This window comes from Bradyrhizobium sp. cf659 (assembly GCF_900113725.1).
Taxonomy (GTDB): Bacteria; Pseudomonadota; Alphaproteobacteria; order Rhizobiales; family Xanthobacteraceae; genus Bradyrhizobium.
Genome location: NZ_FOQJ01000007.1, coordinates 56,148 through 79,594, shown reverse-complemented (window position 1 = coordinate 79,594; position 23,447 = coordinate 56,148). Strand labels below are relative to the sequence as shown.

Annotated in this window: 5 protein-coding genes; 3 read left to right on the top strand and 2 right to left on the bottom strand. The window is 65.5% G+C overall.

What is annotated here, in order from left to right; translation table 11 throughout:
* Positions 1–98 precede the first annotated feature (98 nt).
* Both BM118_RS26110 and BM118_RS26105 read right to left on the bottom strand, forming a co-directional pair.
* Entirely contained in the window at positions 99–2,792 is a 2,694-nt protein-coding gene (locus BM118_RS26110) for a hybrid sensor histidine kinase/response regulator (RefSeq protein ID WP_092188718.1), read from the bottom strand.
* Positions 2,789–3,820, bottom strand: coding sequence for an ABC transporter substrate-binding protein (locus BM118_RS26105; RefSeq protein ID WP_177234697.1), 1,032 nt, complete (start codon positions 3,818–3,820; stop codon positions 2,789–2,791). The genes BM118_RS26110 and BM118_RS26105 overlap by 4 nt, the downstream gene beginning before the upstream one ends.
* 294 nt (positions 3,821–4,114) lie before the next feature.
* Between BM118_RS26105 and BM118_RS26100 the strand changes: the two genes are divergently transcribed.
* The 3 genes from BM118_RS26100 (at position 4,115) to BM118_RS26090 (ending at position 23,390) form a co-directional block, all read left to right on the top strand.
* Positions 4,115–4,861, top strand: coding sequence for a hypothetical protein (locus BM118_RS26100; RefSeq protein WP_092188714.1), 747 nt, complete (start codon positions 4,115–4,117; stop codon positions 4,859–4,861).
* 71 nt (positions 4,862–4,932) lie between these two features.
* Entirely contained in the window at positions 4,933–21,684 is a 16,752-nt protein-coding gene (locus BM118_RS26095; RefSeq protein WP_092188712.1) for a leukotoxin LktA family filamentous adhesin, read from the top strand.
* A gap of 11 nt (positions 21,685–21,695) precedes the next feature.
* A complete protein-coding gene (locus BM118_RS26090; RefSeq protein ID WP_092188710.1) occupies positions 21,696–23,390 on the top strand; it encodes a ShlB/FhaC/HecB family hemolysin secretion/activation protein in 1,695 nt (564 codons plus the stop codon).
* The last annotated feature ends 57 nt before the right edge of the window (positions 23,391–23,447 follow it).

Sequence of the window (23,447 nt, the reverse complement as noted above, 5' to 3'; positions counted from 1 at the left end):
ATCCCGCATAAAGGAGTTGATCCCTTGTGTCGCGCGTTGGCCCGGCCGGAAGCACATCGCCGGCCGGCAAAGTTCGAAGAGCTCCAATCTGAGCAAATCTAGCTGACCGAACCTTGTTCGGCGGGCTGAAGCAGATCGTCCAGCGCGCGCATCGACGCCTGCTGAAGCTCGGCGAGTTCGCGCGCAGCATTTTGGTGCTCAGGCGATGACATCGCGGGCGCTGCCAGCTCGACGTCGCGGCAGCGATCGAACAGGCGGACGAGCCCGAGCGCGCTCGCCGCACTGCCGAGCTGGTGCGCGGACCGTGCGAGCTGTTTGTGATCGCCGCTCGCGGCAGCCTTGGTGATGTCGTCGATCAATCTTGCGCTGGTCTCGCCCAGCAGATGGTGGAGCTTTTCGATTTGCGTAGGCCCGAGCAGCTCCCGCTGATCGTCGAGGAAGTGCCGGTCGATCAACGCGCCCGCGGCAAGCTGCGGTGCTGCCGGCTCGTCCTGCGGATCGTCCTCGATCGCCTCGCGCAGCGCATTGATCAGGATCGGCTTGCTGACGACCTTGGCGATCCCTGCGCCGGTGAGCCGCTCGCGGGCGCTGCCCGACACGTCGGCCGTCACGGCGATGATGCGCGGCATCCTCGGCAGACCCAGCTTGCCGATCTGCGATGCCGCCTCCACGCCGTCCATGTCGGGCATGTGCAGATCCATCAGGATGACGTCGAACGCCTGATCGCGGGCGAGCTCGATGGCCGACGCTCCGTTCCTGGCGATCGTGGGGCGATGGCCGAGCCGGTTCAGGATCGCTTCGCCGACCTCGCAATTGACCGGATCGTCGTCGACCAGCAGCACGCTGAGCCGCCGCGACGGCGGCAGGACCGTACCTTGCACGATACCGCCCGCGGCGCGGCCAAGCGGCACCTGTAGCGTGAACGTGCTGCCCGCGCCCGGCGTGCTCTCCACCGTCAGCTCGCCGTGCATCAGGCGCGTCAGCCGACGCGCGATCGCAAGTCCGAGGCCGGTGCCGCCGAACCGCCGCGCGATACTGTCATCAGCCTGGACGAAATCCTCGAATATCCGCTCATGCATGTCGGGCGGGATGCCGATCCCGGTATCGCGAATCGTGATGCGCAGCAGGACGTGATCGTCGCTCTGCTCGGCGACCGCCTTCAGGCCGATCCCGCCGCGCGGGGTGAACTTGATGGCATTGCCGATCAAATTGAGCAGGATGCGATTGAGCCTGACAGGATCGCTGTGCACGGAGGTGTTGACCGTCGCATCGCTGGCAAGATCGAACGTCAGTCCCTTGCCGAAGGCCTGCGGGCGCATCAGATCGGCGGCGGCCTCGATGAGCTGGTCGAGACGGAAGTCGCGTGTCTCCAGCGTTTCGGCGCTGGCTTCCAGGCGGGCATATTCCAGGATCGCATCGACCAGCGCGATCAGCGTTTCGCTCGATGCGGCGGCGGTGGCGAGGTGGCGGCGCTGCGCTTCGTCGAGGTTGCCGTCGTCCAGCAGTTGCAGCACGCCCATGACGCCGTTCAGCGGCGTGCGCAGCTCGTGGCTGACGACGGCGAGGAAGCGCGACTTGGTCTCGTTGGCCTGGACGGCAATGCTGCGCGCACGCTCGGCCGCGTCATGCTCGGCGAGGGCGTGGTCGCGCGCCTTCTCGAGCTCGGAGGTTCGCTCGATGACCTTGCGCTCGAGCGTCGCGTAGGATTCGCGCAAATGCGCGGCCATCCGGTTGAACTGGTCGCCGAGCGCCTCCAGCTCGTCGCCGGTCTTGATCGCGAGCCGCAGGCCGAGATCGCCGCTGCCGATCCGGCGCGCGCCCTGCGTCAGGATCTGGATCGGCACGGTCATGCGCCGGCTGAGAAAGAGCGAGACCAGCACCGCGCAGGCGAACAGAACGACGAGGAGAAACGTCGAGCGGCCGATCGACGCGTAGATCGGCGCATAGGCTTCGGTGAGCGGAAGCTCGACGAACACCACCCAGCCGAGCGAGGGCACCGTCGCATAGGTCGACAGCACGCGTTGACCGGACAGATCCTCCTTGACCAGGCCGCCCGACGGTGGCCCGACTCCATCGAGTGCGGCGCGAACGTCGGCATGTCCCGAAAGATCGCTGCGGCGTAGCGCCGGCCACAGATCGGGATGTGCGATCAACAGCCCCATGCGGTCGACCACATAGGCCTTGCCGGTATTGCCGACCCTGATCCCCGCGACGAGGTCCCAGATGAAGCGCAGATTGACCTCGGCGACGATCACATTGGGGCCGCGGCCGACGCCGCGCGCGGCGATCGTCATGAACGGCTCGGTGTCGCCGAAGAAGTACACCGGCCCGTAATAGGTCCGGCTTTCGTTGGCGCCGCGGAAGGCCGACGAAGCGGAGAGGTCGATCTTGCTGCCGATCCTGTCCGCGACGCGGCGCGACACGCGCACCTGCTCGCGGCCTTGCGCGTCGAGCTCGGCGATTTCAGCGATCGCGGGCGAGAGGCGCAGGAGGCGGATCGCGTTCAGGCGCTCGTCCTCGTTCGTCGACAACTCCGGGGGCAGGCGGGAGAGCCATCTGATCTGGCTTTCGATCTGGCCGATGAACTGGCCGATCTGAATGGCCGCCGACGCGGCCTGCTCGCGCTGGGTTGCCGCGAGGAGCTGCTTCTGCTCGCGATAGGAGAACCAGACGTCGAAGCCGGTGTTGATCGCGAGTGCGGCAAAGGCGAGGGCGACGATCGAGTAGAGATATTTGCGGAACAGCCGGCCGGGAGGCGTCCGCAAATGTCCCTGATCGACCGTCTCGTTCACTCGCGGATCTCGTCGGCGCGTGCGAGCAGCGTGAATGGTATGGTCAAGCCGAGCGTGCGGGCAACCGTGCGGTTGATCAGCAACTCGTATTTTCGCGGCGATTGCACCGGCAGATCGCCGGCCTTGGTGCCGCGCAGGATGAGATCGACATAGTCAGCCGAACGGACCTCCAGCGTCGGCCCGTAGCTCATCAGCCCGCCTGCATCCATGAAATAGTGGAAGGGATAGATCGTCGGCACGCGATACTTGGCGGCTGCCGCGACGATCGCCTGCCGGTTGACCACCAGAAAGCTGTCGACGAGGGCGATCATCGCCGCCCTGGGCGCTTCGGAGAAGCGGCTGACGGCTTCGTCGATCTCCGTTGGCGCGCCGACGGGGGCGGGGGCAACGGACACTCCGGATGTCGCAGCTTCTTGCTCGATCGAATCGAGAAAGAAGCGCCCCGCACGAGGCGCGGTCGCCGGGTTGAACAGGATACCGACGCGGGCAATATCCGGCACGGCCTCACGGACGAGCTGAAGCCATTTGCCGCCCATCTCGGCGGTGCTGCTGGTGAAGCCGGTGACGTTGCCGCCGGGGTGCGCAAGGCTTTCGACGAAGCCGTTGCCAACAGGATCGTTGGCGGTCGCGAAGACGATCGGAATGGTCTTGGTGGCTGCAAGGACCGCTGCGGTTTCGATCGTCGACCCCGTCAGGATCACATCCGGCTTGAGCTCCAGCAGCTCCTGAACCGCCGTCTTCAGCTTGTCCGGTGAGCCGAAGCTCGAACGGAGTTCGAGGCGGAAGTTGACGCCTTCGACCCAGCCTCGCTGCCTGAGCCCGACGATGAGACCACCCAGGCGCGAGGTCGGGCTGTCGATCATGCTCCTTCTGGTCAGTTCGTCGTCGAGCGGCAACGCCGTCAGCGAAGCGACGATCCGCATGCGATCAGGTGTTGCGCCGAGCGCGAGCCATCCCGCAGCGGTTGCGCTCGCAAGGCGAATGAACCCGCGGCGATCGACCGCGAACGCGGAAGGCCGTTCGGTCATGAAGTTCTTTGCATGATGCTTGCCCCAAGGCGGATGCTTAGCGCGAACGGCGGGCATCCACAATTGATGAAAAAATGCGCTTGTGAATGTTCATTCGCAGCGTTTGGCAACCCGATACCGTATTCCTACGCCGCTGAGGAGTCGCTGTTTCGAGCCTTGTCTGCACCGTGATGTTTTGTAACGCCTTGTGGCATTGCAACATTTTCCGTCTTGGATGCGACGGCGGTTCGGAGAAGCCGATTTCGTGACTGCCGATTTTTGAAGCGTTCTTTCAAGTTGTTTCGAAGGTTTTCGATGCGCAAAATCTATCTCGTTCCGGCCCTCGTCGGTCTTCTCACCTCCGTTGCTGCGGGTCCGTTGGCGGCCCAGGGCGTCGTTCCAAAGCAGAAGGCCGCGCAGGCTCCGAAGGCTGCTGCGGCTGGGGCTGCTCCGGCAGCCGGCGCTCCGGCGGCGGCCACGACCGAGGCGCCGAGCACCGGCGCGGACGACAAGGTCAAGGCGATCGACGGCTTCCGCTCCGCCAAGTTCGGCATGAGCGAAGCCGACGTGCGCGCGGCGATGATCAAGGACTTCAACGCCAAGCCCGACGTCATCAAGGCGCAGGACAACGCGTCCGAGCTGACGCACAGCATCCTCATGTCGGTTCCCGAGCTGCTGCCGAACGGCGGGACCGCCGAGCTCTCCTACGTGTTCGGCTACAAGTCCAAGTCGCTGATCCAGGTCGGCGCCGTCTGGTCGAAGGGGACCGACGCGGCGATGACGCCGGAGAAGCTGTTCTCCAACGCCAACATTCTGCGCGCCCATTTCATGGGCGAAGGCTTCAAGCCTGATTCCATCGCGGTCAACATGCCGGTTGCCGGCGGCATCGTGATGTTCCGCGGCAGCGACGCCAAGGATCGTTCGGTGATCCTGCTGCTCCAGGGCACGTTCGAGAACAAGGAGAACAACCAGCGTGTGCTGACGCCGACCAGCCTCTTGTTGTTCTACGTGGCCGACGCCAAGAGCCCCGACATCTTCAAGCTTCCGCCCGGCCAGTTCTGATGCCGGACGCTTCCACGACATTCTCCCACCCGGTTGTGGATCGGCGCCAATGCCGATGACGAGGATCTGAAATGCGCGGACCATCTGCGACGCGAAATCATGACGAGCTGACGCTGCGGGGGCTTGCGCGCTTCCGGTCGATGTCGCTGCTCTGCGCGATGCAGATGGTCTTCCTGCCGGTGTTCAGCGTCCGCCTTCAGGCGCAGACGGCGAACGTCATCGTTCCGGATGGCCGCACCGGGACCTCCTTGCAGACCTCCGGCAGCGTGACCAATGTCACGACGTCGACGGTCTCCGGCAACAACGCCTTCAACTCGTTCTTGCAATTCAGTGTCGGGCAGGGCAACACCGTCAATCTGCAGCTGCCGGCCGGCACGCAAAACCTCGTCAACATCGTTCGCGATGCCCCGGTCTACGTCAACGGCACGCTGAACTCCTACATGAACGGCGCGATCGGCGGTAACGTCTACTTCGCCGATCCCAAGGGCTTCGTGGTCGGCCGTTCCGGCACGGTGAATGTCGGCAGCCTCAACGTCTCGACGCCGACGCGCGAATTCACCGACAGCCTGATCGGTGCGGGCGGGGCGATCAACCAGTCGGCGGTCGGCAACCTCATGGCGGGCTCGTTCCCGGTCTCGCCTGACGGCAACATCCGCATCTACGGCCGGGTCAATGCCCAGGATGGCGTGCGCCTGACCGGGCAGAACGTCTATGTCGGCGGCGCCAGCCAGCGCGACATCGCCAATCTCGATCACGCCGCGAAGTTCGCAGCCTCCGTCAACTCCAAGGGGCTGCGCAGCGCCAGCGCGATCACCGTCAGCAACGGCTCGATCCATATCGGCGCGGTCAACAACGCCAGGGTCAACGGGCGCCTGTCCGCGCAGAGCAAGACTGCAACGCCGAGCAACATTACCGTCGACGCGGGCAAGAACATCGAAATTGGCAAGAACGCCAGGCTCAGCGCTGCGAGCAAGACAGGCGACGCCGGCGACATCCGCCTCAAGGCCGCCGAGAACCTGACCGTGGCGGGTGGGGCCAAGTTCGACGCCAGCGCGAAGACCGGCAATGCAGGTCTCGTCGAGTTCAGCGCGAACGGCATCATCGACGTCGGCAATGGTGCCAGCATCAACCTCGCCGCGCCGAACGGCAAGGCGGGCACGCTGCTGATGGACCCGACCGACGTGGTGGTCGGCGATGCGGGCCAGGGCGACACCGGCGTGACGCTGTCGAACACCTCGATCGCAAATGCCATCAGTGGAATCACCGGTGGCTCCAGCGCCACCTACCTGATCCAGGCGAGCAATTCGATCACCCTGGCGGCACACGCTGTGGTCGATACCCGCCATCTCGACGTCAATGGTCATTCGACGGGCAATGCCAACCACATCACCATCGACGCGCCGAACATCGATATCAAGAATGGTGCGCAGATCCTGGCTCAGGCGGTCAATTTCGGCGGAACCACCTATTCCGACGGCAATGTCGCGCTGACGGCAACGGCGAGCGACATCAAGCTGTCCGGCCAGGCCACCGCCGCGACGGCGATCACGGTCGACGGCAAGATCACCGGCGGCATCATCTCGATCACCGCAACCTCGACGGCCGTGTCAAGTTTCCTGAACGGTTCCGTGGCCGGTGATTTCGCGCTTGTCGGCTCGACGCTGGCCGCCTCGCTGCTCGGGCTCAATGGCGGCTATGTCGCGGCAAGCGCCACGGCGACCATCAACATCAACAGCCATGCCGACATCAACGGCCGCGGCGATGTCACCATTTCCGCGCATGCCACGGAGACCGCGTCGGATCCGGCGGTCGCCTCCACCTTGCTTGGCAGCCTGACGCCGGTCGCGGCCGGCGTGGTCGTCGGCAAGATCGACGGCACTGCTACGACCAACGTGGCCTCGGGCGCGACGGTCAACGCCGGCGGCAACCTCGAGATCAAGGCGCTCAACGATGCGACCATCGCCGTCTCTGCCCTCGCGGCATCGACGAGCGCGCAGATCGTCCCGACGGTGGCCTATTCCAAGGGATCGGTGTCGACGACCGCCAACGTCGCGACCGGCGCGCATATTGCGGCGGGCCTGGTGAATACGACCGGCAGCACCCTGAAGGTGCGCGCGATCAACAACAACTCGTTCTCGACCAGCGCAACGTCGGTCGCGGCACCCGGGACGGGGGCGAGCGGCGCCGTCGGCGGGGCGTTCGCCATCAGCGACATCACGACGTCCGTGACCGCGACGCTCGGCGCATCGCTCGGAACCGATACCGCCAACCGGATGAACGGCTCCGTTCTCGTTGAAGCGACGTCCGACACGACGAGCAATTCCACGATGGCCTCGTCCATCGCCGGCCTGCCGGCGCTGATCGCGGCGATCGAACGAGGACTGCGCGCCGTCACCTCGCCGACGTCGATCATCAGGGACCACATGGGATCGCTGGTGCCGCTGAGCTTCGATTTCAAGGTCGCAGCCGCGCTGTCGCTGGCCAACAGCACCCAGAGCGCGACCGCTGCGATCGCGCAGAATCCGAGCGGCGGCGCGCCGAGCATCTATGCCAGCGGCAACGTTGCCGTCGCCAGCAATGTCATTGATCGCGGCGTTCGCAGCAACGCGACGTCCAGCGCGATCACGAAGGACCCGGTGTCCGGCGAGAGCACCGCGATCAGCGCGGCCGTCGCCTGGGGCAATTTCACGCACAATTCGAACGCCTATGTCGGTGGCGGCACGCTGATCAACGCGGCCAACATCGCCGTCGATGCCACCACCGAACTGCCGATCACCAATTCCTGGCTGAAGTGGGATGGTCTGGGCGCGGTGCTGAGCCACCTCAACGGCAATCTCGGCGTCGGCGGCAACATCCTGACCAGCTACGCCAATGCCACCGCGGACGCCGGCGACACGATCGGCATCGCCGGTTCGCTGAACCATTTCGTCGTGAACAATAACACGACGGCGTGGGTGGCCGGCAGCGCGAGCCTGACGGCGACCTGCGCGACCGCGGCCTGCGGCAGTGGCACCGGCTGGTCGGTCGGGATGGACAATGGCGACGTCCATACCTACGACGCCAGCCTCCAGATCGCGGCCACCACGACCACGGCGTCGATCGACGCCGCCGGCAATGTCGGCACGCTCGGCTTCCTGTTCGGCAACACCTCGGGCGGCTCCTCCGTCGGCGGCGCGCTCAATCTCGTCCAGTTCAACACCAATACCATCGCTGGCGTTTCGGACCGTGCGACGCTGCGTGCGGCGGACGACATTGCCGTCAACGCGATCACTTCCGACCAGTTCGTCGCTGTCGCACCGTCGTCCGGCAAGGCTGCCGGCACGCTGGCGCTGAACGGCATCACGTCGCTCGGTTTCCTGAACAACACGACGCACGCGTCGATATCGAGCCAGGCGACCGTCTATGCACCGACCGTCGGCATCCTGGCGCAGCAGGATCTGTCGGTCGTGACGCTGTCCGGCGCGATGAGCTATAACGGGAGCGGCGGTTCGGCGGTCGGCTTGTCGGTCGCCTATCTCGGCGCAAATACCGACACCTCCGCCTATATCGGCGACAACCATTCCGACATCCGGCCCGGCGTGTTCAGCGCCAACGATCCGTTCGCCGGCACCAGCGGCGGAAGCGGGGCGGTCAATGTCGACAATCTGACACTCAGCGCGACCACTTCGGGGCGAATCACCGCGGCTGCCGTGGCGGCAGCCGTCTCCGACCCGGCGTCGTCGAATTTCTCCGACAAGGCAGGCGCTGCCGGCGCCGCCTCGACCGGAGGCACCGCCGGCGTGACGACGGCGGCGGGCAAGATCGGTTCGACCTCGGGATCGAGCACCAGCGGCTTCAGCCTCGATCTCGCCGGCAGCTCGTCGGTGACCGACGTCTCGCTCGGCACCAGCGCCTATATCAGGAACACGACGGTCAACAAGTACACCACGACCGGCGCCGTGCTGACCAACACGATCGTTCAGGCGCTCAACGACACCATGCTCAACAATGGTTCCGGCTCCGCGGCGCTCAATCTGGCCGGAGGGTCCGCCCAGGGGGCTGCGATCGGTGGCGCGATCGCGGCGGCGATGTCGAACAACGCGACACTCGCCTACATCTACGGCACCACCATGAACAACCAGAGTTCGGTGACGGTGCAGGCGCTCAATGGCGGCTCGGAGACCGTCGTCGCCATCGGCGTGGCGGGATCGAAATCCAACGCGGCGTCGCTGTCGGCCTCCGTCGGCATCATCACCGACAGCGCCAACGCCTATATCGAGAGCTCGACGATCACGGGCCAGTCCTCCGGCGTCAACCGCGCGCTCGAGGTCGACGCCTACCAGACGGCGAACATCGCGATCGGTGGCGGCTCGCTCTATATATCGGGTGGCCAGGCCGGCGTCGGCATCGGGCTGACCTATGCTTCGATTGCCGATCCCACGGGCGGAACCGCGACCGACGCGCATATCCGGAGCACCTCGATCTCGAACTACGACACGCTGCTGGTGATGGCCGACAGCGCCAGCGTGATTGCGGCCGGCGCAGCCTCGGGCGGGGCAGGGTCGAACGGGCTTGCCGGCGCGATCGTCGTCAGCGAGATCACGCCGACCACGACGGCCTATATCAGCAGCGGCGCAACGGTGAACATCAACGTTGGACGCGTGACTGTGCTGGCGGACAGCGGCGCGGTGTCGGCGCTGGATACGGCGCTCGGAAACCTCGTCAAGAAGTCGAACAACAATCATCTCGCCTCGGACACCTGCACGGTCGCCGGCGGCACGGGCGGGCAGAACTGCATCGACTTCAGTGCGGCTGCGCTCAACGACGGCACGGGTAACGGCCCGGGGGCCAGCATCGTCTCCGTTGCGGGCCTCATCCAGGCCGGCAAGAACAATGTCGGCGCCTCGATCGTCTACGACACGATCGCAACCACGCATTCGGCCGATATCGCCAACGTCCTGATGACGGCCGGCAGCAACGGCAATGTCAGTGTGAGCGCGGTCGACTCCTCCAAGATCCAGGCGGTCACGATCGGCTTCGGTCTGGCGACCGGACAATTTGCCGGCGTCGGCGGCACCACGATCAGCTCGATCGCCAACACCGTTTCGGCAGCCATCGGCAACAACCAGTCCAGCACGACGCAATCGTCCGTCACGGCCCGCAACATTTCCGTCACCGCGACCGACAATTCCAGCATCACCGGAACCGCCGCCGTCGCGGGCGCCTCGACACAAGGCAGCGCCGCGGGCCTGGCCCTCGTCTACAGCAGCATCGCCAACAACGTCAGCGCCGGCGTCACCGGCTCCAAGCTGACCGCCTCGGGCAACGTCGCGGTCGGTGCGAACTCGAATGCCAGCATCTCGACCGTTGCCGTCGGTATCGCGATGTCCTCGCAGGTTGGACTTGCAGGTTCGGTCGCCACCAATCTGATGGGGACCAACGTCACGGCCAGCATCACCGCCGCCGGCACCAACGGCATCAACGGCGCCGACGTGACCGCCTCCAACAACGTCGGCGTGACCGCCGGCAACAACGACAAGGCGGCGGTGTTTGCCGGCGCCGTGTCGATCAGCAAGGGCGCGGCCGGCGGCGCGGGTTCGCTGGTCACCAACCAGATCACGGAAACCACTGCGGCCTATATCAGCGGCGCGAACACCAAGGTCGACGCGCTGGGGACCAGCAGCACCGATACGCTGTCGGTCAACAACGGCACGCTCGTGCATGCCTTCGATCTCGGCACCGCCCACGCACCGACCGACACCACGCCGGACCTCACCGAGAACCAGGATACCGTGCGCGGCCTTGCCGTCGTTGCGAGCTCGCACCAGGCGGTCGTGACCAACGTTGCCTCGCTCGCCGCGAGCAGCGGCATCTCCATCATGATCAACCCGATCACCAATGTGATGAGCGGGGTGACGAGCGCCTATATCGACAGCGCCGCGATCGACACCCGCCTGACGTCGTCGACACTGAAGCCGCAGATCGAGGTCGCGGCGTCGAGCTTCTCCTATTCCGGCGCGTTCGGCGCCGGCATCGTGGCTCCGACCGGCAACGGCGGCGGCGGCGCCACCATCATCAGCACCACGATGCAGCGCGGTACGTTCGCCTACATCACCAATTCGACTGTCGGCGGCGTGCAGTCGTCGAGCGCGACGGTCGGCGCCGTCACCGTGAAGGCCAATGCCGAGCAGGATGCGTCCTCGATCGCGATCGGGTTCAACACCGGCTCGGTCGGGTTGAACGTGTTCCAGGCGACGACGGAAGCCTATGTCGACGGCGGCGCGCTGACGGCTGCGTCACTGACGGTTAACGCCACCAACAACACCGGCATCTTCTCCGCGAACGGCTCCGGCGCCTATGGCAGCCAGGCCGCGATCGGCGCAGCATTCCTGGTCCAGGTCTCCTCGAACCGGACCGAGGCCTATGTCGGCGACGAGTTCCACTACCAGGGCAACGGCGCGGCGCACACGACCGCGCTCAACCTGAGCGGCGCGCTCGACGTCGAGGCCAACACCAAGAACCGCTTCGAGGCCTATGCGATCGGCGGTGCCCTCTCCACCGGGACGGCGGCGATCGCCGGCATGGCCAACATCGAGATTGCCAACAACACCACCATCGCAGGCGTCTACGACACCACGCTGCAATCGGTGACAGGCGGCGCGGCCGGCGCGGTCACCATCAACGCGACCGAGGACGTCGCGATCAAGGAGATCGCAGGTGCGCTCGCAGTCGGCGCGAGCGGGGCAGGGGTCGGCATCGGCGCCGCCGCCAACGTCATCAGTTTCAAGAGCCAGACCATTGCGGAAAGCCGCAACAGCAATCTGAACTCGTTGGGCGCGATCAATGTCAACGCGCTCAGCACCAAGGAGGTGGTGTCCTACGCGGTCACCGCCGGCATCGGCGGCAGTGTCGGCATCGGTGCGACGGTCGGCGTCATCATCATCGGCACCAACACCGCCGATGCCGACACCCAGGGCCGGCAGACCGGCCAGCTCAATCAGGGCAACAACGGCACCATCGCGTCCGTGAACAACGGCACCAGCAGCACGCAGGGTAGCAACGCCGTCGCGAGCGGTACGGCCGGCAATCCGAACAGCGCCCATGTCAGCTCGACCTACGATGTCAGCAACGTGCTGAGCGGCGGTAACGACGCCGTCGTCGCGCAGATCGCAGGCGGCAACGTCACGGGCACGCAGGTTAATGTCACTGCCACCAGCGCCAATGCGGCCAAGATGTATCTTCTCGGCGCCGGCTTTGCGAAGAATGTCGGCATCGGAGCGGGCATCGGCTACACCAGCGTCAACAGCACCGTGCTCGCCAATTTGAGTGACTACGGACGCAACGGCTCCGGCGTGCTCGTGGCCGCAGATACGCCTTTGGCCGTCTCGGCACCGGTCGTCACCGTTGCGGCGGTCGTCAAGGACGCGACCACCGGACCTTATGCCGGCAAGACCATCGACACCGAGGCGATCGCCGGCGGTGCGGCGCTTTACTTCGGCGCCGATGCGGCTGTCGCGGTCGGCAATGTCAGCAACTCCGTGGCGGCCCTGCTTGGCGGACAGATCACCGGCGCGAGCGGCACCAGCAATGGCGCCGCCGTTATGGCGCAGGATTCGACGACCCAGGTGGTCTTCACCGGCGGCGTCACCGGCGGCGCCGTGGCTGTCGGCGCTTCGGTCGCAACGGCAAGCCGAACGAGCTCGGTCGCTGCGAGGGTTCTGAACGGCTCCACCGTCAACGTCGCGACTCTGGCAGTTGGAGCAAGCGGCGCCGGCACGCTGACGACGACGGCCACGGCACTCGGCGGCGGCATCGTCGCGGGCGTCGGTGCGGATGCGGAGGCCCACGAAAACTCGTCAGTGCTGGCGGAGATCGGCAGCAGTGCCTCGATCACGACGTCCGCGACCGGCGTCGGCACGCTGGTGTCGGCGTCGATCACGCCCAATCTGTCGAGCGAGGCGATCGGCGTTTCGGTCGGCGGCGCTGCCGTCGGCGTCGCCATCGCCAAGTCCACGGTCGGCGCCACGGTGACGGCCGATGTCGGCGACAACGCCAGCTTCTCCGGCGGTGCGCTCGCCGTGACCGCCATGGCGCTGGTTCCGACCAGCGGCACGACGACTTGGGCCAAGGCGCTCGCCGGTGGCGGCGGCTCGCTGATCGGCGCGCAGGGCAGCCTGGCCCAGGCGTCCGAGAACGCCACGGTCAACGCGTACGGCGGAACGGGGATCAGGCTTCCCAATGCCAACGTGACCATCGCGGCTGAAAACGACAGCGCCCAATATGCCGAGGGGACCGGCCTTTCGAGCGGGTTCCTGGCGCTCGGTGCCACCGTCGCGCAGACGTCGTCGAGCGCGCACACCTATGCCTATCTGGGTGCGCCTGCGGACATGGATACCCTGAACCATGGCAACTACACGGGTATCCTCCGCATCACGGCGACCGGCACGGATACCAACGTCTCCAACGCGACGGTCGGCGCGGGCGGCACCTACGCCGGCGCCGCAGCGGTCGCGACAACCAGCTCGACCGCCGTGACCAACGCGCGGTTCGACGGCGGCACCGCGGATGACACGCTCTATTTCGGCGGCCTCAGCGTCAAGGCCACGCACACCACCAATTATGCGGCCAGCGGTGATGCCTATCAGGCGTCCACGGCCGGCGTCTCTGCCGGCAAGGCGCAGAATGATGTCACCTCGACCACCACGGCCGAGATCGGCACGCACCTGATCATCAACACCGATGGCGGCAACATCGTCGTCATCTCCAAAGACAACGTCAACCAGGCCGGCGGCGGTGCACGCTCGGGCTCCGGCGGCTCGTTCTCGGGTGCTGCAGCGCTGAGCGACTCTCATGTGACCCAGTACGTCACCACCAATATCGGCGCCGGAACGATCCTGAGCCTCAACGGCGATCCGCGGACGGCGACCGGGGTGATCGATATCGAGGCCTACAACACGCTGAGCACGACCGACACGGCGAGCCTGGCCACGGCCAGCTTCTTCGCCGGCGGTGGCGCCGAGTCCAATATGACGGCGAACGCCACGCTCGCGGTCAATATCAATGCTCGCGAGCTGTTCAGCGTCGGCAAGATCTTCGTCGGCACGGCAGCGACGATGTCGGCGTCCAACAATGCCAATGCCAGTCTCTACGGCGCGATCGCCGGCGTCGGCGCCAGCACCAACACATGGGTCCATGCCAACCAGGCCGTCAACGTCGGCAGCAGCACGACAATCGAGGCCTGGCGCGACATCAACATCTATGCCGGCATGTCCGGCGATACCATCACCTTCAGCAGCGTGCAGGCGACCGCGACGACGGTGGTCTACAACAACACCGCCATTCCGATCTCCACGTTGTACCGCGGCACGGCCAATGCCGCGAACGACTCAAGCCTCGCGCTTGCCGACAGCTCGCGTGTGCTCGGCGTACGGGACATCTACCTTGGCGCAACGCAAGGGCAGGTCACCGCGTCCGGCAACGGCAGCAATTACAATCCGTATCTGGACATCTTCAGCGCCAAGAACAGCGACAACCACAGCCATACCAGCGGAACGGGCGATGTCGCGCTCAACGGCCTGGTGGTCGCGGGCATCAACAACGACGTGACCATCACGATCGATCTCGGTGCAAGCGCGCCGACGTTGAGCACGACGAGTCCTTACTCGCCGCTCAAGCCCAATCTGTCGTCGCCGCCCACGCTCGAATACGTCGCCGACGTCGATCATTTCAGCCCGGTGAAGAGCTGGAACCACCAGACGATCCAGTACACCATCGTCGGCGGCTTCAATCCCTATGACAACATCGTCAACCAGCTGGCCACGCTGACGGGCCTGACCGCGACGCAGATCCGGACCCAGCTCTCGACGTCGACATCGACACATCCCGCCACGATGGCGCCGTCCGGCGCCGATCCGACGGGCGACGTGCAGCGCCAGATCAACGCCTTAATCCAGCAGGCGCCGTATACCTCCGATGCCCCCGGCAACGCCTTCGCGTTCGGCGACATCCTGGTGTCCGCCGGCAATGTCTCGATCCTGGCGCAGAAGCTGAGCGGAAACAGCCTCTCCGGCCACACGGCGCCATCGGTCACTGCGCAGAGTTCGCCGACGATCAGGGTCGAGAACCGCGGCCTCGACTTCATGGATTTCGCGAACCTCACGGTTACCAATGTGACCGGCGGAAACATCACCTACCGCCAGATCGACCATGTCGACCCCGACTCGCATTCCAACGTGACCTTCACCGCCACGCCGAGCGCGACACCGATCATCGATATCTCGGCGACCTACAACCGCGTCGATCCCAGCACCGGGCTCGGCGTCGACGACAACGGCAACCAGCTGACCCGCAAGCCCGACATTTATTTCGACGGCATCGTCACCAACGAGAACGGCCTGCTCAAGATCACCAGCCAGCTCGGCAGCGTCGTTGCGTCGCAGTCGCTCAATGCCGCGACCATCCAGATGGTGGCGCCCAACGGCTCGTTCATCTTCCTCGGCGGCATCGGCAGCTTCTACAACTCCAACCACGACGTCACCTCGCAATGGGCCGGTGTCGAATACAAGCCGGCCGACAACGACACGCTGACGGCGGTGATGGCGGCGGCGACCTATCTCGGCGCCTATGGCGCCTACGCGTACAGCCCGCATATCGGCGACGGTGGCAATCACCCGTATTTCTATTATTGCTGCGTCGACGGGCATAGCGGCGTCCAGCAGACGGCCGCCAACAGCACGGTCTTCACCGCGCGTATGCTGATGACCTATTACGACGGCCTGTCGCTCTATTCGGCGATCTTCCTGCCGATGGGCAACGGCTCGCCCAACGGAGGCGGCGGCAGCGTGGGCAGCACCGCCACGCTTGCGGCGATGGAAGGCCCGACGGTCCAGCAGATTTCGACCGCGCCGTGGGAGCGCAATACCTATGCCGGCCAGGGCGTTTTCAGCAACACGACCCACGACACCGTTACAACGCACCCCGACGGTTCGACCTCGACCCACACGGACACGTACTACTCGCCGTTCAATTGCGACGGGTGCTCGGCCTACTTCCAGGTCGTCAATATCCAGAACGATGTGATCACGCCGAGGACCGCGAACACGAACGCGAGCACGAACTGGGCCTCGACCACGCCTTCGGGGTACCAGAACCCCACGGATCGGCCCTTCATCCTCGGCCAGGCGATCATCATCTCGGCGGGGGTCATCAACGTCAACGGCCTCATCCAGAGCGGCACGAGCAGCAATTACTCGGTCGACATCGGCGGAGGGGTGCTGTCCGCCATCAACGGCCTCAAGACCAGCAATAACGGCGCGGACTTCGCCCAGGCCCAGGCCAATGCACGGAACGGCAGCTATTACGACATCACGGCGGCTGCGACGACGCAGTTCTCCAGCGATATCAAGATCGGCGTGAAGTACAATGCACTCACCGACCAGATCATGGTGAACGGCGTGGTGCAGGGTTCGGGCGGCTACGTCTACCTGAACGGCAAGATCATCTCGACCTCGACCGACGGCACCTCCCAGGGCACGATCGCGGTCAAGGGTGGTGCGGGCACGATCACGGTCAACAACACGACCGGGCTCCAGCTCGTCACCAACACGATCAATACGGGCGTCAGCGCGCCTAGCGTGATCCAGATCGTCGATCAGCTCCAGCAGCAGACGACGTGGTACGTCTACAATCCGTCCGCGTCGGGCGGCCAGCAGGTGTCGACGTATCGGACCAATAGCGTCAATGCGAGCCAGTTTACCGCCTCGATGCTGACCGGTATGAGCGGAACAGCGGGCATCCAGTACACCGTGAAGCCCAACATGTACTACCAGTGGGTCGACACGGCGACGCTCGATCGTCCGACGACCAGCACGCAGTTCGACTATGGCTGGCACTACACGCCGAACGCGTCCGGAGACAACTGGACCCGCACCATCAGCCTGGTCGAGAACGTGATGCAGGCCACGGGCGGTGGCGGCAACACCGGCCAATTGCAGACCGCGAACTTCCAGGAAGTGGTCACGGCGACCGGCAGCTATCATGGCGGCGGCTACAACACGTCGGCTGGGCTGTGCTGCGGTGCGGACGGCCATTACGACTGGTTCCAGCAGATCTACGATCACCTGACCCTGACGCTGACCAACACGGTCAAGGCGTCGAACCCGATCAATATCCAGTTCAGCGGCGGTGGCGCGAGCACCGTTGCCGTGACCTCGAATTCCGGCATCGTCATCAACGGGCCGATCAACAACCTCTCGGGTGACACGACGGTCATCGCCACCGGCGCCAATTCGGCCATCACATCAGGCGCGAACGCCAACAACCCGATGATCTCGGGCAAGAACGTAACGCTGTCGGCGGATGGCGGCATCGGCACGCGCGGCACGAACGGCATTCCCGTCCAGGTGCAGGTCTATGGCGGCAGCCTGAAGGCCGATACGATCGACCGTGACATCGCGATCGCGGCCACCGGCTCGCTGTCGATCGACCATGTGAAGGTCAACTCGGCGGGCGCCACGCCGCAGGGCAGCGTCTTCCTCTCGGCGACCGGCGACATCAACTCGGCGTCCGCCTACAACGTCGCCAATCCCGTCGTGATAGGCAAGAACATCGAGATCAACTCCACCGCCGGTGCCATCGGCGCGAAGAGCGCCGTCGTCAATGGCGCCTCCACCCTGACCAACATCAATCCGCTGGTGATCCAGGCGACGGGGACGACGCAGGCGAGCGGCGCCGTCGATGGCGGCGTTCTCGACAGCGCCTCGGCGACCGGCACCTACATCATCCAGTCCAAGGGCGATCTGCGCCTCGGCACGATCCAGTCGACGGGCGGGCCGGTCTTCCTGGAGGCGGCGGGTTCGGACAATAATCCGGCCAACATCCTGAACGGCCGGGCTGCGGTTGGTCTGACCCAGGCGCAGAGCCAGCATCTCCAGGACGTCTGGACGAGCCTTGACCTGCTCAGCGGCAACGCCGCCACCAATGCGGTCAACAGCTACCAGTCGATGGTCACGTCGGCCTACAACGACTACTTCCAGCTCAAGAACATCGCGTTCCAGAACGGCAGCACCTACAACCCGACATCGGTCGGCCTGACGGTGCTGCGGGCGCAGGTGGCTGCCAAGCTCGGCATCGATCCCGCCAACGTCTCGACGACGGACATGAAGGTCGAGGCCACGACGCGGTTCCTGCGGGATCAGTTCCTGCTCGGCAAGATCACCACCGACGAGCTCAAGACCTCGCTGACGACACTGCTCGGCGTCGCACCCGCGGATCCGCTGGGGACGGTGTTCGGCAGTTCGCTCTCGACGACCCTGTTCACCAAGCTGTTCGACGGCGTGGCAACGGATCAGCAGTTCCTGCCGACCAACGCCGCGCTCCAGGCCGCCCTGCAACCGGGCCACTTCAACGCGAACTACAGCTACACGCTCGCATCGACCGAGCGGGTCTACAGCATCATCACCGCGGGCTCGCAGTGGACGCAGAGCCAGCTTGCCTACACGGTGTCGTCGTCGGCCGTCGGCGCGGCACCGCCGCCGATCGACGAGAACGTCGTGGCCAATGTCAGCGCCAACCAGATCATGCTCTACGCGCCGCGCGGCTCGGTCGGCAACTCGGCCGCGCCCCAGACCTTCACCTTCACCAGCGTTGATTCCTCGTCGCTGACGCCGGAGCAGAGGGGATTGCTCGCCACCGCTGGTCCCGGCCAGCTCACCGTTGGCGCTGTGACGGACCCGACGACACATGTCACGACCTATACGGTCAGCCTGTCGCAGCAGAACCTCGTCGTCGTCGACAACCCGATCGCGATCTCGGCCAAGGCTCTGACGAACGTCTATCTCGGCAGCAAGAACAGCCTCGCACTCGGCGGCGTCACCGCGAATTACGGCCCGATCGCGGCCGCGCAGGCGAGCGGCATCCAGGTGACCGGCCGTGGCGACGTCAAGCTCGACGCCGTGACCAGCATCTTCGCCAATGTGAGCGGGCCGGTGATATCAGGTGATATCGGCAACCTGACCCTGATTGCCGAGCACGGCAATGTCGGCGCCCCCTCGGGAACCGCCGGAAGCAATCCCGCGACCAACACGAACGCGCTCCAGATTGCGTTCGCCGATCCGAGCAACGACCAGCTCGACCAGGTTTCGTCGGCGCAGGGCATCTATGTGAAGCAGACCACCGGCGATCTCATCCTCGGCAACATCTCGGCCGGCAATGCGATCCAGCTCGCCGCGACCGGCAGCATCTACGCCGAAGCCGACTTCACGGACCGTACGGCGATCCACATTCTGGGCGCCGACCTCGATCTGCGCGCCGGCGGCAACATCGGCTTCAACGGCTCGACCTTCCAGCCGCTGCAGGTGAATATCTCCGGCGCGGTGACCGGCTCGGCGGTCGGCGACCTCAGCATCCTCGCCGTCACCGGCGATCTCGCCGTCGGCACGAGTGGCGCCTATGGGACGCTGACGGCCGGTGGCGCCCTGACGCTGAACGCTGCGCGCGGCGCGCTCGCGATCAATACCAGCATCACCAGTGCTGGCCTGATGCAACTGCTCGCCAACCGCGGCATGACCTTCGCGGCCGGCACCGGCGCGGCGCCGGTGGTCGCGACCAGCAGCGCGGGCGGCGTGACCCTGGTGGCCGCGACGCTGTCGATGGGCGCCTATTCGGCCATCAACGCGGCCGGATTGATCTCGGTGACCACCACGGGCGATGCGACGATCGGCCGGCTGAATTCGTCGCAATCTTACGCGGCGGCCTCGAACGCGCCCTCGATCATTGTCACCGCCGGCGGCGTTGCTTCCCTCGGAGCGATCATCGACAACGGCGACGGCCAGACCAAGTTCGTCGCCTCCGGCTCGGGCGCCGAGGTTTCGCTGAGCGCATCGAACGGCATCGGCAACGCGGCGAGCCGGTTCGCGTTCAGCGCCGTGCGGCTGTCGGCGAGCACGAGCGCCGGCGACATCTACCTGAAGACCCTGATCGACACCGAGGCGAGCCTGCTGTCCGCGGTGAAGGGCAGCGTGGACATCCTCGGGACAGGCGGGCTGACGCTAGACCAGGTGCTGGCAGGCACGGCGACGGGCGCGAGCGGGTCTTTCCGCGCCGTGGCCAACAACGGCAGCATCGTCATCGGCTCCGCCGACAGCAGCGGCTCGCAGACGGTCCATGCCGGCCAGAACGTGACGTTCAAGTCGCTCGCGACCACCGGCAATGGCGGTGACGCCGGCAGCATCAATGTCACCGCCGATAACGGCTTCATCCTGGCCCAGACCATGACCTCAGGCGGCGTGACCACGCTGGGCTCGGTCTCGGCGCACGGTTCGGCGACATTGCTTGCTGCTACGACCATCACCGGCAACACGCTCGCGGCTACGACCGGCTCGGCCCTGCTGACCGCCGCCAGCGGTCCGATCAACTGGAACACGCTTAACGCCGGCACGACGCTGGGCGCGACGGCAAGCCAGGGCAGCATCACGTTCCAGACCGCGCAGAGCGGCGGTACACAGACCATCCACGCCCACGACAACGTGACGTTCAACGCGCTGACGGCCACGGGCATTAATGGCGATGCCGGCAGCATCAATGTCAATGCCGACAACGGCTTCATCCTGGCGCAGACGGTGATGGCCGGTGGCGTGCCGACGCTGGGCTCGGTCTCCGCCAACGGCTCGGCGCGGCTGATCGCGGCGGGCACCAACACCGGGCATAACCTCACGGCCTCGACCGGCAACGCAGTCTTGAGCGGAACGGTCGTTCATTGGGATAATCTCAACGCGGGCGGCACGCTCGATGTCACCGCGACGGCCGGAGGGATCACCGTTGGCACCGCCACCAGCGGCGGCACGCAGACCCTGCATGCCGTGAACGACATCGTCTTCAGCCAGCTCACCACGACGGGTATCCCGGGCGATGCCGGCGACCTCAACGTCAAGTCCGACACGGGCTCGCTCCGCGGCGGATCAATCTCGGCGCACGGCGATACGCATTTCGAGGTGGCCGGCTCGGTCTCGCTCGACCGGATCAGCGGCGACACCGTCAGGATGACCTCGTCGGGTGACCTGACGATCGGTTGGGTCAGCGTCGTGAGGGAGCTCGACCTCGCGGCCGATACGATCAACGTCAGGGGCGAGCAGATCCGTTCGAACCCGGCGATCCCCCTGGTCATGAACATCACCGGCTACAACGGCGGCGTCGCGAAGTCCGCCAACATCTCGATCGACCCGGACAGCATCATCATCAACCAGTTCAGGGTGGTGGATGCCAATTTCTGGACCGACGCGCACGCCGTCGCGATCCTGAACGGCTACGTCCCGGGCCAACTGATGCTCACCACGGCCACCCAGCAGGTGCTTCTCAACAACCGCACGCCGGCGCCGTCCAACTGGCCGACGCTCCAGCTCTACCAGCCGGGCGGCGTGTTCACGATGAGCCAGGTCGGCAACGCCAATGTCAGCAATGCCTATGTGGTGTTCTACACCGGCGACGTCTCGGCCACCGTCACCAACTACGGGCCGACCCACATCTGCTGCAACGACTTCACCGGCGCCAGCATGGCGCGCAACATCTCGGTGGACGGCGAGGGCAATGAGAGCAGCGAGACCTGGCTCGCGAAGAAGGACGGGGGGACGTTCTACCTGCTCGGTCTCTCCGGCCAGGCGCGGCTCGACGCGCTGCTGACGCCGCGGCCGGTCGAGACCATCGGCTCCGGCCCCGCCGTCAACATCGAGGGGCTGAGCGACATGCGCAAGCAGCGCCGTCAGGGGCAGCGGGCGGGGCGCGCGGGCTGGAAGGATGCGGCGATCGAGACGGCGAAGCCGGCGGTCAGCCGTCTCGCAGAGGCATGGTAACGGGATTCGGAATGCGCGTTCTGGGGGCAGCAATTGGGCTCGGGCTTGCAGCGTCCTGCATCGCGTCCGCACGCGCGCAGGTGCCCTCGATCAATCCTGGCGTGATCCAGAACGACGTCGACCGTCAGCGGCGGCAGCTCGAACAGCAGAGCGCGCCGCCGAAGCTGGGCGGGCCGGCGGTGATCGGCGGCGAGCGGGAAAAGTCCCAGCTCCTGAAGCCGGGCGGACCGAAATTCCGCCTGCGCAAGGTCGAGTTCGACTCCTCCAAATTCATCACGCCGGCGGAGCTGGATGAGATCGCCAAGAAGTATGTCGGCAAGAATGTCGACATCGCCGCGCTGTTGCAGCTCGTCGCCGACATCAACGCCATCTACACCGCTCGCGGCATCGTCACGGGTATCGCGACGCTGCCGGATCAGGATGCCAAGGGCGGGGTCGTCCGCATCAAGCTGACCGAGGGGCGGCTTCAGAAGACGACCGTCGAGGGCAACAAGCAGACCCGTACCGACTACATCCTGCAGCGCGTCGCGGAGCCCGAAGGCGAGGTCCTCGACGTTCCCAAGCTCAATCGCGACGTGATCTGGTTCAACCGCACCAACGATGTGCAGATCAAGGCGCTGCTCCAGCCCGGCACGAGCTTCGGCCTGACCGACCTCCAGTTCGCGGTGATCGAACCGCCGGTCGACACCTGGCAGCTGTTCGTCGACAACCAGGGCGTGGAGAACACCGGCCGCTGGGAAGGCGGCACGTTCTACAAGCGCCACGGCCTGTTCGGCGTCGACGACCGCCTGACCTTCTACGGCGTCCGCTCCGACGGCAATCTCAACGGCAACGCCGCCTACAGCATCCCGGTCAATCCCTGGGGCGGCCGCGTCGGCGTCAGCTATACCGAAGGCAAGATCAAGATCATCCAGGGACCGTTCGTCGCGCTTGACGTCACCGGACGCTCCAGCCAGGCCGCCGTCAATTTCAGCCAGCCGGTCTGGGTGACGCAGGACTGGCTGGTGCTGCTCAACGCCGCGGTGACCGAGGGCAAGACGGTGAGCCGCTTCACGACGGTCGCCGTCACCGACGATCATTACGACAAGTCCACGGCCGGCGTCTCGGTGACCAATTCCGGCAACAGCTATTCGATCACGGTCTCGCCGGCGGTGAACTACATCGAATGGCAGGACCACGTGCTCGGCAACAACCGCACGTTCAACACCTATACCGGCTCGTTGATCGCGACCAGCGCGGCGGGACCGGCGAATTTCAGCGCCAACGTGCTTGCGAGCTGGCAGTACACGCAGGAGAAGCTGCTGCCGGGCGACCAGATCTTCTCGATCGGCGGTCCGACCACCGTGCGCGGTTATCCCTCCAACTCGGCGTCCGGCGACAGCGGCTATTATTTCAACGCCGAGCTGCACTACAACTGGTCGCAATGGCTCAAGGGCTTTGACACCTACATCTTCACCGACTGGGGCGCGGTGTATTCGACATTCCCCGGCGTCACTGAACTCGGCTCGGTCGGCGTCGGTTTCTCCTGGACCTACGCGCCATTCATGACGTTCGAGGCAAATTATGCGACGCCGCTGAAGATGGCGGTCTCGACCCAGAACCATTATGAGGCCTATGGCCGCGTCATCTTCCGGCCGCTGTTGATGTTCCAGAAGCAGGAAAGCGCTGCGCCTGTGGCGGCGGTTGCCGGCAAGAGCAAGTCGTAGCGGGAGGCTGCGCCGCTTCTCTCCGTCGTCATTGCGAGGAGCTCTTGCGACGAAGCA

What these genes read in the sequence shown, in the direction of transcription:
- BM118_RS26100 (WP_092188714.1), top strand. Translation starts at nt 4,115, where the DNA reads ATGCGCAAAATCTATCTCGTTCCGGCCCTCGTCGGTCTTCTCACCTCC.
- BM118_RS26105 (WP_177234697.1), bottom strand. Translation starts at nt 3,820, where the DNA reads ATGACCGAACGGCCTTCCGCGTTCGCGGTCGATCGCCGCGGGTTCATT.
- BM118_RS26090 (WP_092188710.1), top strand. Translation starts at nt 21,696, where the DNA reads ATGCGCGTTCTGGGGGCAGCAATTGGGCTCGGGCTTGCAGCGTCCTGC.
- BM118_RS26095 (WP_092188712.1), top strand. Translation starts at nt 4,933, where the DNA reads ATGCGCGGACCATCTGCGACGCGAAATCATGACGAGCTGACGCTGCGG.